At 76.1% G+C, this 13,578-nt stretch carries 9 protein-coding genes; 2 read left to right on the plus strand and 7 right to left on the minus strand.

Going from position 1 to position 13,578, the window contains the following annotated elements:
• Nucleotides 1-136: 136 nt before the first annotated feature.
• Entirely contained in the window at nt 137-1,297 is a 1,161-nt protein-coding gene (locus ACIGHB_RS15965; protein WP_399913477.1) for a hypothetical protein, read from the plus strand.
• A 3-nt stretch (nt 1,298-1,300) separates the two neighbouring features.
• Here the strand turns inward: ACIGHB_RS15965 and ACIGHB_RS15970 are convergent, their stop codons facing one another.
• The 7 genes from ACIGHB_RS15970 to ACIGHB_RS16000 form a co-directional block, all read right to left on the minus strand.
• A complete protein-coding gene (locus ACIGHB_RS15970; RefSeq protein ID WP_399913480.1) occupies nt 1,301-2,503 on the minus strand; it encodes an amidohydrolase in 1,203 nt (400 codons plus the stop codon).
• Between the two features lie 85 nt (nt 2,504-2,588).
• Nucleotides 2,589-5,372 carry a SpoIIE family protein phosphatase gene (locus tag ACIGHB_RS15975; RefSeq protein WP_399913483.1) on the minus strand — a complete coding sequence of 928 codons (2,784 nt, stop codon included), beginning with the start codon at nt 5,370-5,372 and terminating at the stop codon, nt 2,589-2,591.
• Nucleotides 5,369-7,483: a SpoIIE family protein phosphatase gene (locus ACIGHB_RS15980; RefSeq protein ID WP_399913486.1), complete on the minus strand. Its 2,115-nt coding sequence runs from the start codon at nt 7,481-7,483 to the stop codon at nt 5,369-5,371. Before ACIGHB_RS15980 ends, ACIGHB_RS15975 begins: the two co-directional genes overlap by 4 nt.
• A gap of 213 nt (nt 7,484-7,696) precedes the next feature.
• Nucleotides 7,697-8,875 (minus strand): MFS transporter, encoded by a 1,179-nt coding sequence (locus ACIGHB_RS15985; protein WP_399913489.1) that lies wholly within the window; start codon nt 8,873-8,875, stop codon nt 7,697-7,699.
• Nucleotides 8,876-8,923: 48 nt separating this feature from the next.
• Nucleotides 8,924-9,346 carry a hypothetical protein gene (locus ACIGHB_RS15990; RefSeq protein ID WP_360312892.1) on the minus strand — a complete coding sequence of 141 codons (423 nt, stop codon included), beginning with the start codon at nt 9,344-9,346 and terminating at the stop codon, nt 8,924-8,926.
• Nucleotides 9,347-9,541: 195 nt separating this feature from the next.
• Nucleotides 9,542-10,990 (minus strand): penicillin-binding protein 2, encoded by a 1,449-nt coding sequence (locus ACIGHB_RS15995; protein ID WP_360312894.1) that lies wholly within the window; start codon nt 10,988-10,990, stop codon nt 9,542-9,544.
• 119 nt (nt 10,991-11,109) lie between these two features.
• A complete protein-coding gene (locus ACIGHB_RS16000; RefSeq protein WP_360312896.1) occupies nt 11,110-11,880 on the minus strand; it encodes an IclR family transcriptional regulator in 771 nt (256 codons plus the stop codon).
• 161 nt (nt 11,881-12,041) lie between these two features.
• On the opposite strand from ACIGHB_RS16000, the gene ACIGHB_RS16005 reads away from it, so the two are divergent.
• Complete coding sequence (locus ACIGHB_RS16005; protein WP_399913494.1) at nt 12,042-13,535, plus strand: aldehyde dehydrogenase family protein; 1,494 nt, start codon at nt 12,042-12,044, stop codon at nt 13,533-13,535.
• Nucleotides 13,536-13,578 lie beyond the last annotated feature (43 nt).

A 13,578-nucleotide genomic window follows, 5' to 3' on the forward strand; every position in this document is an offset into this window, starting at 1 on the left:
CGTCAAGGTCCTGTTCCACCGGGCCTCTCCGGGCTTCCTCGCCTTGACCGGCGGCTCGGGCGCGGTTAGCGTGCGAGCGTCGTTCATGGATGTGAACGGCCGTGGAGCCGTGTGACGCGTACTTCCGGGAGCGCCCGTGACCACCCCCGCCCGCCCCCGTACGGGAGCCTTCCTCTACCCCTGGGACGTCGACGGCGACCCCGCCGCCCCCGCGCTCCTCGCCGGGCTCGGCGTCCGGCAGGTCACCCTCGCCGCCGCCTACCACTCCACCCGGGCGCTCAGCCCCCGCCACCCGGAGCACCGGGTCGTCACCGCCGAGCACGCCGCCGTGCTCTACCCGCCGGACCCGGACCGCTGGCACGGCCGCCGGCTCGCCCCGTACCCGGCGGGCGACTGGGCCCCCGGCGACGCCTGGGCACGCGCCGCCGCGGCCCTCGACGGCACCGGTCTCGCCGTGCACAGCTGGGTCGTCCTCGCCCACAACTCCCGGCTGGGCGCCGAGCATCCGGACACCTCCGTCGTCAACGCCCACGGCGACCGCTACTCGTGGGCCCCCTGCATCGCGCACCCCGAGGTCCGCGCGCTGCTTGTGGACCTCGCCGCCGAGGCCGCCGTCCGCCCCGGCGCGGCCGGCACCGAGCTGGAGTCCTGCGGCTGGTACGGCTACGCCCATCTGCACGCCCACGACAAGACCGGCGGCGTGCCGCTCGACGACCGCGCCCAGCTGCTGCTGTCGCTCTGCTTCTGCCCGCACTGCCGCCAGGGGTACGCCGACGGGGGCGCCGACCCCGACGCGGTGGCCGCCGCCGTCCGCGCCGCCCTCGCCCCCGTCTGGACCGGCACCGGACCCGCCGGCGAGCTCGGCGACCTGGCCGCGCCCGTCCTCGCCTGGCGCGCCGGGACCGCCCGCTCGCTCCAGGAGGCCGCCGTCGCCGCCGTCCGGGCCGCCGCCCCGCCCGGCTTCCGGATCCTGCTGCACGCCGACCCGGACCCGTACCGCTGCGGCGCCGACGCGGGCACCGACCCCGGGCACGTCCTCGGGCTCGCCGACGGCGTGGTCGCCCGGCCCGGCCGGCTCGCCGCCTTCGCCGCCCACCGGCCGCCCGGCTCCACCCTCGCCGCCAACCTGTCCGTCGTCACCGGCATGGGCGGCGCCCCCCGCCGCCTCGCCGAGGACGCCCGCCGCGCCCTCGCCGACGGCGCCACCGAACTCCGGCTCTACCACGCGGGCCTGGCCTCCTCGGCCGACCTGGCGGCGGTCCGGGCCTCCCTGGCCGAGCTGGGCCGGAGCGCCTGAGGCTCAGACCAGGCGGCCGTCCCTGGCCACCACCCGGCCCGCCCGGACCACCAGGTCGCGGCCCGGCAGATCCACCACGACCTGCGGCAGGCACTCGCCCTCGACCAGCATGAAGTCGGCCGGGGAACCGGGGCGCAGGTCCGCGGCGGGCAGACCCATCAGCGCCGCGCCGCCGTCGGCGGCGAGCGCGAAGCACGCCTCCAGCTCCTCGTCGAGACGGGCGTCCGCGGCCCAGCCGGCCAGCCAGGCGCGGTGCAGCATGTCGGCGTCGCCGTACGGGCTCCAGCTGTCGCGGACGCCGTCCGAGCCGAGGCCGACCGTCACCCCGCGCTCGGCGAGCCGGCGGAACGGCAGGATCGTCGTCTCGCCCAGCGCGACCGTGGTCAGCGCGATCCCGGACTCCGCCAGCAGGTCGGCCGTCTCGTCCAGCTCCCGGCCGGCGAGACCCGCCACCGCGAAGGCGTGTGCCACCGCCACCTTGCCCCCCAGCCCGGCCGCGCGGGTGCGGGCGGCGATGTCCCGCAGCACCGCCAGGCCCGGCTCGCCCCGGTCGTGCAGATGGATGTCGAGGCCCAGGCCGTGCTTCTCGGCCAGCCCGAAGACCAGGCCCAGCTGGTCGCCGTCCCGGCCGCCGGTGGCGTCGAAACCGGTCGGGTCGATGCCGCCCAGATGGCTGACCAGACCGCTCGCCGCCGCCTCCGCGAGCAGCTCCGCCGCGCCCGGGGCGCGGACGACGCCGTGCTGCGGGAAGGCGACCAGCTCGACGTCGACGATCCCGGCCAGCTCGGCGGCCGCCTCGGCGACGCCCTCGATCGCGGCCAGGTCGTAGGCGGGGGCCACGTCCGCGTGCGCGCGCATCGCGCGGGTGCCCCGGGTCGCCGCGTGGGACATCAGGCGCAGCGCCCGCTCGCCCACCGGGGTGGGCAGCGAGCGGGCCAGGTCCACGTCCCCGGCCACGTAGTCGGCGATGCCGTCCGCGGGGCGGCGGCGGTACCAGGGCTCGCCCCAGGAGGTCTTGTCCGGGTGGATGTGGGCGTCGACCAGGGTCGGCAGCGCGAGCCGCCCGCCGCCGTCGACCCGCTCGACGGCGACGCCCTCGGGCAGCTCCGCGACGAGCACCCCGTCGACGGCGACGAGGTCGCGGGCGGGGCCGCCGAGGGGCCGTACGTCGTGGAAGAGGGTCGCGGTGCGGGGCGTGGGGCTCACGGGGGGTCTCCTTCGGACTCAGACGCAACCCTTTTGGTATACCATGTGGACTCGGCTGAGGCGGCTGACCGGGTGGCTTTACCCCTCACCAGGCCAGCTTCTCCAGCGCGTCCAGGTCCAGCGCCGTCGTCGGGGCCGGGCCGGGGCCCCCGGTCTCCTGGCCGTCGTCGCCGGGGCCCACCCGCAGCTCCGCCCAGATCGTCTTCCCCCGCCGCCCGTACCGGGTGCCCCAGCGCTCCGCGAACCGCGCCACCAGGTACAGCCCCCGCCCGCCCTCGTCCGTCTCCGCCGCGTGCCGCAGGTGCGGCGAGGTCGAGCTGCCGTCCGAGACCTCGCACACCAGCGTCCGGTCGTACAGCAGCCGCACCCGTACCGGATCCGCCCCGTACCGCACCGCGTTGGTGACCAGCTCGCTCAGGATCAGCTCCACCGCGAAGACCGTCTCGTCGAGCCCCCACTCGCTCAGCCTGGCCGCCGCCGCGTTCCGCACCGGCGACACCGCCGCCGGGTCCCGCGCCACCTCCCACTCGGCGATCCGGTCCGCCGGCAGCCGCCGGGTCCGCGCCACGAGCAGCGCGATGTCGTCCCGGGGCGCGGGCGACAGCAGGTTCGCCAGCACGTCCGCGCAGGTCTGCTCCGGGCTCCGGTCCGGCCGCTCCAGCGTCGTGCGCAGCAGCCGCAGCCCCGTCCCCACGTCCCGCCCGTGGTCCTCCAGGAGCCCGTCCGTGAACAGCACCAGCTTGCTGCCCTCCGGCAGCCGCAGCTCCGTCGACTCGAACGGCACGTCCCCGAGCCCGAGTCCGAGCGGCAGCCCCGGCGGCAGCGGCGGGAACTCCACCCGCCCGTCCGCGTCCACCACGGCGGGACCCGGATGCCCCGCGCTCGCCACCGTGCACATCCCGGACGCCGGGTCGTAGATCGCGTACAGGCAGGTCGCGCCGGTGATGGTCTCCTCCCGCCGCCCCCGGCCGTCGTCGCCCGCCGCGGTCGCCGGCTCCGCCTCCTCGTCGATCCGCCCGGTCAGCTCGTCCAGATGGCCCAGGATCTCGTCCGGCGGCACGTCCAGCGTCGAGAAGTTGTGCACCGCCGTCCGCAGCCGCCCCATCGTCGCCGCCGCGTGCAGCCCGTGCCCCACCACGTCGCCCACCACCAGCGCCACCCGCGCCCCCGGCAGCGGGATCACGTCGAACCAGTCGCCGCCGACCCCCGCCTTCGCCGGCAGGTAGCGGTACGACACCTCCACCGCGTTCTGCTCGGGCAGCACCCGGGGCAGCAGGCTCCGCTGGAGCGTCACCGCCATCGCGTGCTCCCGGGTGAACCGGCGGGCGTTGTCGATCGCCACCGCCGCCCGCGCCGCCAGCTCCTCCGCGAACTCCAGGTCCTCCTCCCCGAACGACTCCGCCGTGTCCGCCCGCCAGAAGTTCGCCATCCCCAGCACCACGTCCCTGGCCAGCAGCGGCACCGTGAGCAGCGAGTGCATCCCGTACGCCAGCGCCCCGGCCGCCCCCTCCGGGTCCTGTGCCCGCCAGCCGTCCGCCGCCGCCAGCTCCGCCTGCACCACCGCGTGCCCCTCGCCCAGCGCCGTCGCCATCGGCGTGCTCGGCACGTGGAAGCGGATCACCTCGCCGACCTGCTGGAGCGGATGGACGGCCCGTACCCCGCTCAGCGCCGTCCTGCGCATCTCCGAGAGCGTCGCGTCCTGCGGCGGCTCCTCGCCCCGCAGCACCGGTTCGAGCAGCTCCACGGTCGCGAAGTCCGCGAACCGCGGCACCGCCACCTCCGCCAGCTCCTCCGCCGTCCGGACCACCTCCAGCGTCGTCCCGATCCGCACGCCCGCCTCGTACAGCAGCTGGAGCCGGCCCCGCGCCACCGCCGCCCGCCCGCTCAGCGCGGCCAGCTCGGTGGTGTCCCGCATCGTCATCACGCTGCCCTCGCCGGGGCCGTCGGCCCGCACGGTGGGGCGCACGCTCACCGCGAGCAGGCGGTCGCCCGCCCGGTGGACCTCGTCGGTCGCGGTCCGCCCGGACTCCAGCAGCTCGACCGTACGGGGATCGAGCCCGAGCTCCGCGACCGGCCGCCCGTCGGCGTCCGCCGGCAGATCGAGCAGGCGCCGCGCCTCGTCGTTGGCGAGCAGCAGCCGCTTGTCCGCGCCGATGATCAGCACCCCCTCGCGGACCGCGTGCAGCACCGCCTCGTGGTGCTCCTTCATCCGGGTCATCTCGGCCGGGCCCAGCCCGTGCGTCTGCCGCCGCAGCCGCCGCGACACCAGCGCCGCCCCGCCCACCGCGAGCACCAGCGCGCCGCCGCCCGCGGCCAGGAGCACCACGAGACGGCCCTCGACCGCCTCGCTGAGGGACTGCACCTCGATGCCGCTCGTCACCAGGCCGACGATCCGCCCCTCGTCGTCGACCACCGGCACCACGGCCCGCACGGCGTCGTTCGGCGCGCCCCGGAAGGTCTCCGTGTACGACTCGCCGTCCACCACCGCCCGGGAGAGGTCCCCCTTCGCCTTCTGGCCGATGAGCCCGGTCTCCGAGTCCGTGTACCGGACCCCGTCCAGGCCCAGCACCGCGACGAAGTCCACCCCGGTCGCCACCCGGGCCTGCTCCGCCCGTTCCTGGAGCGCGGCCGTCGGGTCGGGCGAGGTGAGCGCCGCGTCCACGCCCGGCGCCTTGGCGAACGCCTCCGCCACCGCGAGCGACCGCACCCGGGCGTCCGCCAGGACGTCCTGCCGGGCCTGCTGGAAGGTGACCAGCACCGCCGCCACGATCAGCAGGACCGCGATGAGCGCCTCCAGGGCGAGGACCTGGCCGGCGAGGCTGCGCAGCCCGGAGCCGCGCCCCGGCGGCCTGTCCCGGCGGGCCGTCATCGCGTGCTCCGGGCGATGAGCAACGCCACGTCGTCGGGGGCGCCGGGGCGGCGCAGCTCGCGCAGCAGCCGGTCGCAGCTCTCCTCCAGGGGCAGCTCCCGGGTGGCGTCGACGAGGGTGACGAGCAGGGCGATCCGGTCGTCGATGGAGGTGTCGCGGGTCTCGATGAGGCCGTCGGTGTAGAGCACGAGCCGGTCGCCCGGGAGGAACGGCACCCGCGCGGTGCGGAAGGTGCCGCCGCCGACGCCGAGCGGTACGCCGGTGGAGAGGCCGACCAGTTGGGCCGGTCCTTCCGCCGGGAGCCGGACCGGCGGCAGGTGGCCGGCGTTCGCGATGCGGCAGCGGCCCCGCCGCGGATCGTGCACGGCGAACAGGCAGGTGGCGATGGAGTGCTCCAGGCCGACCGCGATCCGGTCCAGGTGCCGCAGCACCTGGGTGGGGGAGAGGTCGAGGTCCGCGAAGGCGCGGGTGGCGGTCCGCAGCCGGCCCATGGTCGCCGCCGCGTCGATGCCGCTGCCCATGACGTCCCCGACCACCAGGGCCGTCTTCTCGTCGGGCAGCGCGATCACGTCGTACCAGTCGCCGCCGACCTCGCTGGACGCCTGGGCCGGCTGGTAGCGGGCGGCCGCCTCCAGGCCGGGGCGGTCGGGCGGGTCGCCGGGCAGCAGGCTGCGCTGGAGGGTGACGGCCGCGTTCCGCACGTTCTGGTACCAGCGGGCGTTGTCGATGCCGACCGCCGCCCGGGCGGCCAGCTCCACGGCGAGCAGCACGTCGTCCGCGTCGAACGGCAGCGGGTTGTGCCGGTCCCGCTTCAGGTCGAGCGCCCCCAGCACCTCGCCGCGCGCGATCAGCGGCACCGCCAGGTACGAGTGGACCCCCGCCCGCGCCAGCAGGCCGACCGCCTCAGGGCCGCGCGCGATCCGGGGGAGGTCCTCCGCCCCGACCCGGGCCACCAGGACCGGCCGCCCGGTCTGCACGCACCGGGTGACCAGCCGGTCGGCGCCGTAGAGGGCGACCGAGCCGGGCGGGTCGGCGGCCGCGAGCGCCTCCGTCTCGTGCCCGGCCTGCACGGCGAGCGCCCGGAAGAGCGCCGGGCCCTGCTCGGGCGCGTCCGGCCGGCGCAGCGTCAGCACCGAGTCGAGGACGTCGACGGCGGCGATGTCGGCGAGCGCGGGAACCACCACCGTCGCCAGCTCGTCCGCGGTCCGCTCCACCTCCAGGGTGGTGCCGACCCGGGCCGAGGCGTCCGCGACCAGGGCGAGCCGCCGCCGGGAGCGGTCGGCCGCCGCGTCCGCCCGGTGCCGTTCCGTCACGTCGACGATCCAGGCCGCCACCCCGAGGACCCGGTCCCCGGCCGCCTCCAGGCGGTAGAACGACACCGACCAGGCGTGCTCGCCGCCGCCGGGGTCGGCCGGGGTCGCGCCCATCACCTGGAGGTCCAGGAGCGGCTTGCCGGTCTCCAGGACCTGCCGGGCCGCCGCCTCCAGGGGGGCCGCGTCCACGCCCGGGAGCACTTCGGAGGGCCGCTTGCCCAGGTGCAGGGCGGCCGGCAGGCCGTTGAACCGTTCGAGCGCCGGGTTGACCAGGACGTACCGCAGCTCGGTGTCGAGGACCGCCAGGCCGAGCGGGGACTGGTCGACCAGCCGGTCGGAGAGGGCCAGCTCGGTCTCCACCCGGTCGACGGCCGACCGGTCGGCGACGATGCCGAGCGCGTACAGGTCGCCCACGTCGTCCGTGAGCCGCATGTTGCGGAACTCCAGCTCGCGGGTCGACCCGTCCTTGTGCCGGATGGGGAAGGTGCCCGCCCAGGTGGTGCCCCGGCCCAGCACCTCGCCGAACAGCCGCATCGCCTCGGCCCGGTGCTCCTCGCCGACGATCAGCCGTGCCACGTACTGCCCGAGGGCCTCGTCGGCCCGGTAGCCGAAGAGCGTCTCCGCCTGCGGGCTCCACAGCACGATCCGCCCGGCCGCGTCCACGACCACGGCCGCCACCCCGAGTACGTCGAGCAGCCCCCGAGCGCCGAAGGCCGCCCCGCCCACCGGGCGTCCGGGCACACCGCCGCCGCCCTCCTCCGTCCCCGTGCCCGTCTCCGGGAAGGATCCGGCCGTCACACTGCCCTCCTCCCGCACAGGCCCTGAGCCCGCCGCCCCTTCCATGCTCCCCGGCCCCCCGCCCGCACGCACCACGAGAACGCCCGGCGCGGAGCGGGGGGGGGGCTGGGGCCGGGACGGGGTTACGGGGGCTGGGGCGGGGTTACGGGGCGGGGACCGGATACGGGTACAGGGATACGGGGCGGGTACGGGGCTACGGGTGCGGTTACCGGGCTACGGCGTCCCGGCTGCCGTACGCGCGCGTGGCCGGGGCCCCGTCGCCGTGACGCCCGCCCAGGCCAGGCCGGCGAGCGTGAGCGCCGGGAGCAGCAGCCGGACGTCCACGGCCGTGACCAGGGCCGCGCCCAGTGCCAGGGCCACCGCGTTCGGGACGAAGAGCACCGTGTTCGCGGTGGCCGCGATCCGGCCGACCGCCTCCGCCGGGGCCTCCCGCTGGACCGCCGTCATCGCCGCCACGAGGACCCACGGCAGGCCGAGGCCGATCCCCGCGCTCGCGGCCAGGGCCGCCGCGTCGAACGGCAGCGCCCGCAGCCCGGCCGCCGCCGCGAAGAGCGCCAGCGCGGCGGCGGCGAACAGCCGCTCCGGCATCCGGCGCAGCAGCGGCCCCGCGGTCAGCCCGGCCAGGACGGAACCGGCGCCCTGCACGGCGTAGAGCACCCCGGCGTACGCGGGCGGCCGGCCGAGCCCGTCCACCACCGCGTACACCACCGCGCCGTTCACCCCGGCGAGCAGCATCGTGAACGCCCCGGTGGCGACCAGCGGCCGCAGCACCGGCGAGGCGGCGAGCAGCCGCACGCCCTCGGCGGTCTCGCGCCGCCAGGCGCCCCGCTCCCGCGCGGCCGGCGCCTGCCGCTCCTCGCCGATCCGCATCGCGGCGAAGGCGCCCGCCGCCAGCGCGAAGCTCGCCGCGTCCAGAAGGGCGACGGGACCGCCGCCGTACCGGGCGAACAGCCCCGCCGCGGCGAGCGGGGCGATCAGTTTCACCGACTCGTTGGCGGTCATCCGCCAGCCGTTGACCGAGCCGAGCCGCTCCTTGGCGGAGCCGGTCGCGAGCAGGGCCTGCTCGGCCGCGTCGTGGACGGCGCCCTGCGCCCCGTACAGCACGAGGACGGCGAAGAGCAGCCACACCCGGTCGGCCGAGGTCACCCACAGGAGCAGGGGCAGCACGGCGGCCATCGCGAGGTCGAGGGCGATCAGCAGCGGACGGCGGCGCACCCGGTCCGCGAGGGTGCCGAGCAGCGGCCCGAGCAGGGCCGGGGCCCAGAGGGCGAAGGAGGTGAGGGCCGCGAGCCCGTCCGAACCCGTCAGCGACTTGACCCAGATCCCGGAGACCAGCCACATCGCCGTCGTTCCGAAACCGGACACGACCACACCCGTGAGATACCAGCGCATGGCCGCAGCGTGGCGTCTGAGGAGGCCCGGCCGGATCGGGCACCTGCCCTATTCCGGGCGCACGGCCCGCTTCCGCTCGTACCACAGGGCCGCCCCCGTGACCACGGCACCGAGCCCCTCCCACAGGCCCACGCCGAGGAAGCCGGCCGGGGCCCGCCCGCCGGCGACCGCGAGGGTGAAGACCGCGCAGGTGAGGAGGCGGAAGGGGACCGTCCACCGGAAGAACGCCTTCCAGTCGGAGAGCGCGGCCAGCACGTAGTAGACGCCCATGTTGAGCGCGGCCATCGAGGAGGCGGTGAGGAAGACCAGCGTGTGGTCGCCGTCCGCCCGCCCGCCGTCCGGGACCGGTGCGAAGCCCATCACCGTGAGCAGGGCGTCCGGGGCGACCAGGCCCACCACTCCCAGGGCGGCGGCGAGCAGACCGAAGACCGCGATGGTCCAGCCGGACAGCGAACGGGGCAGGCGACGCACGACGGTCCTCCGCGAGGCGAGCAAGGTCGACAGTTCGAGAGCGCGCTCTCGCGTTCGAACGCGCGAGCGTGACCCTGCATATCGCGTGAGGACCCGCGGGGGCCAATCCGGCCCCCGCTGACGTCACTTCGGGGACGGGGGCGTCCCGGGCCGGCCGCCGCGGACGTCACTTCGGGGCGTGGCCGCCCCTCGGCGTCACCTCAGTGCCGCCGCCATCATCTTCTGTGCCACCGGCGCCGCCAGGCCGTTGCCGCTGACCTCGGAGCGGGCCGCGCCCGAGTCCTCGATCATCACGGCCACCGCCACCTGCTTCCCGGTCGACGGGTCCTTCGCGTAGGAGGTGAACCAGGCGTACGGCGTCTTGCTGTTGTTCTCGCCGTGCTGCGCGGTGCCCGTCTTGCCGCCGACCTCGGCCCCGGGGACCGCCGCGTTGGTGCCGGTGCCCTTCTCCACCACCGTCACCATCGCGCTGCGCAGCTGCTCGGCGGTGCCGGAGGAGACGATCCGGGTGGCGTCACCGTCGTCGTAGGTCCGCAGCGGGTCCCCGTCGGAGTCGACCACCTCGGAGACCATGTGCGGGGCGGCCAGCTGCCCGTCGTTGGCGATCACCGCCGAGACCATCGCCATCTGGAGCGGGGTGGCGGTGACGTCGAACTGCCCGATGCCGGTGAGCGCGGTCTGCGCCGGGTCCATCCCGGACGGGTAGACGCTGGCGTAGGCACGGACCGGCACGTCCTGCTCGTCCTCGTTGAAGCCGAACTTCTCCGCCATCGCCCTCACCTTGTCCTGCCCCAGGTCGGCGGCCATCTTGGCGAAGACGTTGTTGCAGGAGTACTGGAGCGCGGTGCGGATCGTGGCGTTCTCGCAGGGCGCGGAGGGGTTCTCGTTCTTCAGGACGGTCCGGGTGGTCGGCAGCGTGTACGGGTCGGGGCTGGCCGTCCGCACGTCCACGGAGGAGTACAGGCCGTCCTCCAGGGCCGCGGCGGCGACCACCAGCTTGAAGGTGGAGCCGGGCGGCAGCGGCTGCCGCAGCGCCCGGTTGACCAGCGGCTTGTCCGGGTCCTCGGAGAGCCGCTGCCACGCCTCGCCGTCCGTGGTGCCGGCGATGTCCGAGGGGTCGTAGGAGGGCGTCGAGACCATGCCGAGGATCCGGCCGGTGACGGGGTCGATCGCGACGGCCGCGCCCTTCTTGTTCCCGAGCGCCCGGTAGCCGGCCTCCTGCACCTCCGGGTCGATCGTGGTGATGACCGTGCCCGGCTCCTGCTGCTTGCGGGTGACCGCGTCCACCGGGTTCTTCAGCCGGTCGTCGGTGCCGTCCAGGATCCCGGAGTAGATGCCCTCCAGCTGGGTGGCGCCGTACGCCTGCGAGCTGAAGCCGGTGACCGCCGCGTACAGCTCGCCGTCCGTGTAGGTGCGCTCGTACGCGAGATCACCGCTCTCGGTGCGCTTCGAGCCGGTGACCGGCGAGCCGGCCACGACGATGTTCCCGGGCGGCTGCGCGTACTGCGCGATGGTCTTCCGCCGGTTCTTGCTGTCGTTCGCGAGCGCCTTGCCCTCGTACGCCTGCACCCAGGTGGCCCGGCCGAGGAGGGCGAGCACGAGGAGCAGCACGAAGACCGAGGTGCGCCTGATCGTCTTGTTCATGGCACCTGGAGGGACGAACGGGGCGGCGGGCGCCGTTCCGGGTGCGGCCCGATTCTCAGGAAACGTTCATGCGGCACGCATCCGCCGGGCCTCGCGCGCCGGACCCCCGCGCCGCCCGCTCACAGCCTCCGCGTCGCCAGCGTCAGCCGGTCGCGCGCGTCGAACAGGGCGTCCTTGATCAGCTGCTCGTGGCCCGGGGTCAGCCGCGCGGCCGGCACCGAGCAGCTCAGCGCGTCCCGGGCCGGGTCCCGGTAGGGGATCGCCACCGCGAAGCAGCGCAGCCCCAGGGTGTTCTCCTCCCGGTCCACCGCGAACCCCTGCTCGCGCACGGCGGCCAGCTCCTCGATCAGCCGCTCGCGGTCGGTGATCGTGTGCTCGGTCACCGCCGGCAGCGTCCTCGGGAGCAGCTCGCGGACCTGCTGGTCGTCGTGGGTGGCGAGCAGCGCCTTGCCCAGCGCGGTCGAGTGGGCGGGGAGCCGGCGGCCGACCCGGGTGAAGGGCCGCAGGTGGTGCTGGGACTGCCGGGTGGCCAGATAGACCACGCTGGTGCCGTCGAGCCGGGCCAGGTGGACGGTCTCGGTGGTGTCGTCGGAGAGCCGGTCCAGGGTGACCCGGGAGGCGGCCACGACCTCGTCGCCGTCGATGTACGAGGTCCCCACCAGCAGGGCCCGCACCCCGATGCCGTACCGGGTGCCGGTGGCGTCGGTCTCGACCCAGCCCAGCTCGACCAGGGTGCGCAGCAGCATGTAGAGGCTCGACTTGGGGTAGCCGACGGCCTCCTGGACGGCGGCCAGCGTGTGCATCCCGGGCCGGCCGGCGAAGAACTCCAGCAGCTCCACGGTCCGCACCGCGGACTTCACCTGCGCACCGCTCGCGTCGGCACCCGCCATGACCCCGCCCTTCTCCCTGACTTCCGGACCACCTTGTGGGAACACCCGTGGCGTCAATAGAGTCCACCCCGAAGCGTTCACGCACAAGAACAGCGTTCATCATAGTGAACAGCCCTGGTGGGCGGCGATGGTGAACAGCCGGAGCGAACAGGGGTGGAGCGGTGTCGGCAGCAGCAGTGTGGAGTGTGGACCCCCGGACGGGGAAGCGGCGCGAGCAGGTCGGGACGGAGGCCACGGCGGACGGCGTCGACCGCGCGGTCCGCGCCGCGCACGCCGCCCGTGGCTCCCTCGCCGACCGCACGGTCCGGGCGGCCTTCCTGCGGACCGCCGCCGACCTCCTCGACGCCGCCGCCGACGAGGTCGTGACCACCGCCGACGCCGAGACCGCCCTCGGCGCCCCCCGGCTCACCGGCGAGCTCGCCCGCACCACCGCCCAGCTGCGGGCCTTCGCCGACGTCGTCGACGAGGGCGCCTTCCTCGACGTACGCGTCGACCTGCCCGACCCGTCGGCCGTGCCGCCCCGCCCGGACCTGCGCCGCTGGAAGATCCCGCTCGGCGTCGTCGCCGTCTACGCCGCCAGCAACTTCCCGCTCGCCTTCTCCGTCCCCGGCGGCGACACCGCCAGCGCCCTCGCGGCCGGCTGCCCCGTCGTCGTCAAGGCGCACCCCGACCACCCGGCCACCTCCGAACTGGCCGCGGGGCTGCTGCGCAGGGCCGCCGCCAAGGCCGGCCTCCCCGAGGACGTCGTCGTGCTGCTGCACGGCTTCGACGCGGGCGTCGAGCTGGTCCGCCACCCGCTGGTCGCCGCGGCCGGCTTCACCGGCTCCGTGCGCGGCGGCCGGGCGCTCTTCGACGCCGCCGCCGCCCGCCCCGCGCCGATCCCCTTCCACGGCGAGCTCGGCTCCCTCAACCCGGTCGTGGTCACCCCCGGCGCCGCCGCCGCGCGCGCCGAGGAGCTCGGCAGCGGCCTGGCCGGCTCCATGACCCTGGGCGCGGGCCAGTTCTGCACCAAGCCCGGCCTCGTCCTCGCCCCGGCCGGCGCCGACGGCGACCGCTTCCTCGCCGCGCTCACCGAGGGCGTCGGCCAGGCGGGACCCGCCGTCCTGCTCGACCACCGGATGCGGGCCGCCTTCGTCGAGGGCGTCACCGAGCGGGCCGCGCTCGACGGCGTCGAGGCCCCGGTCGCCCCCGGCGCCGCCGACGAGCACACCGTCACCGCCGGCGTCCTCACCGTCGACGCGGCCCGGCTCGCCGACGGCGGCCACGCGCTGCTCCTGGAGGAGTGCTTCGGCCCCGTCACCGTCGTCGCCCGCTACGCCGACGAGACCGAGATCACCGGCGTCCTCGGCCGGCTGCCCGGCAACCTCACGGCCACCCTGCACTGCGCCGACGAGGACCCGGCCGCGGCCGGGCTGCTCGCCGCGCTCACCCCGCTCGCCGGCCGCGTCCTCGTCGGCGGCTGGCCCACCGGCGTCGCCGTCGCCCCGGCCCAGCACCACGGCGGCCCCTACCCGGCCACCACCTCCACCTCCACCTCGGTCGGCGCCACCGCCATCGAACGCTGGCTCCGCCCCGTCACCTACCAGTCCACCCCCCAGCACCTCCTCCCGCCGGAACTGCGCGACGGCAACCCGCTCGGCGTCCCCCGCCACTGACCCGCCCGGCCGGGCCCCACCGGGGGCCCGGCCCCCCAGGCAG

Origin of the sequence: Streptomyces sp. NPDC085460 (genome assembly GCF_044541975.1) — a bacterium.
Classification (GTDB): domain Bacteria; phylum Actinomycetota; class Actinomycetes; order Streptomycetales; family Streptomycetaceae; genus Streptomyces.

Coding starts and splice junctions, on each gene's coding strand:
- ACIGHB_RS16000 (WP_360312896.1), bottom strand. CDS start 11,880: ATGGCGGGTGCCGACGCGAGCGGTGCGCAGGTGAAGTCCGCGGTGCGG.
- ACIGHB_RS15995 (WP_360312894.1), bottom strand. CDS start 10,990: ATGAACAAGACGATCAGGCGCACCTCGGTCTTCGTGCTGCTCCTCGTG.
- ACIGHB_RS15975 (WP_399913483.1), bottom strand. CDS start 5,372: ATGACGGCCCGCCGGGACAGGCCGCCGGGGCGCGGCTCCGGGCTGCGC.
- ACIGHB_RS15985 (WP_399913489.1), bottom strand. CDS start 8,875: ATGCGCTGGTATCTCACGGGTGTGGTCGTGTCCGGTTTCGGAACGACG.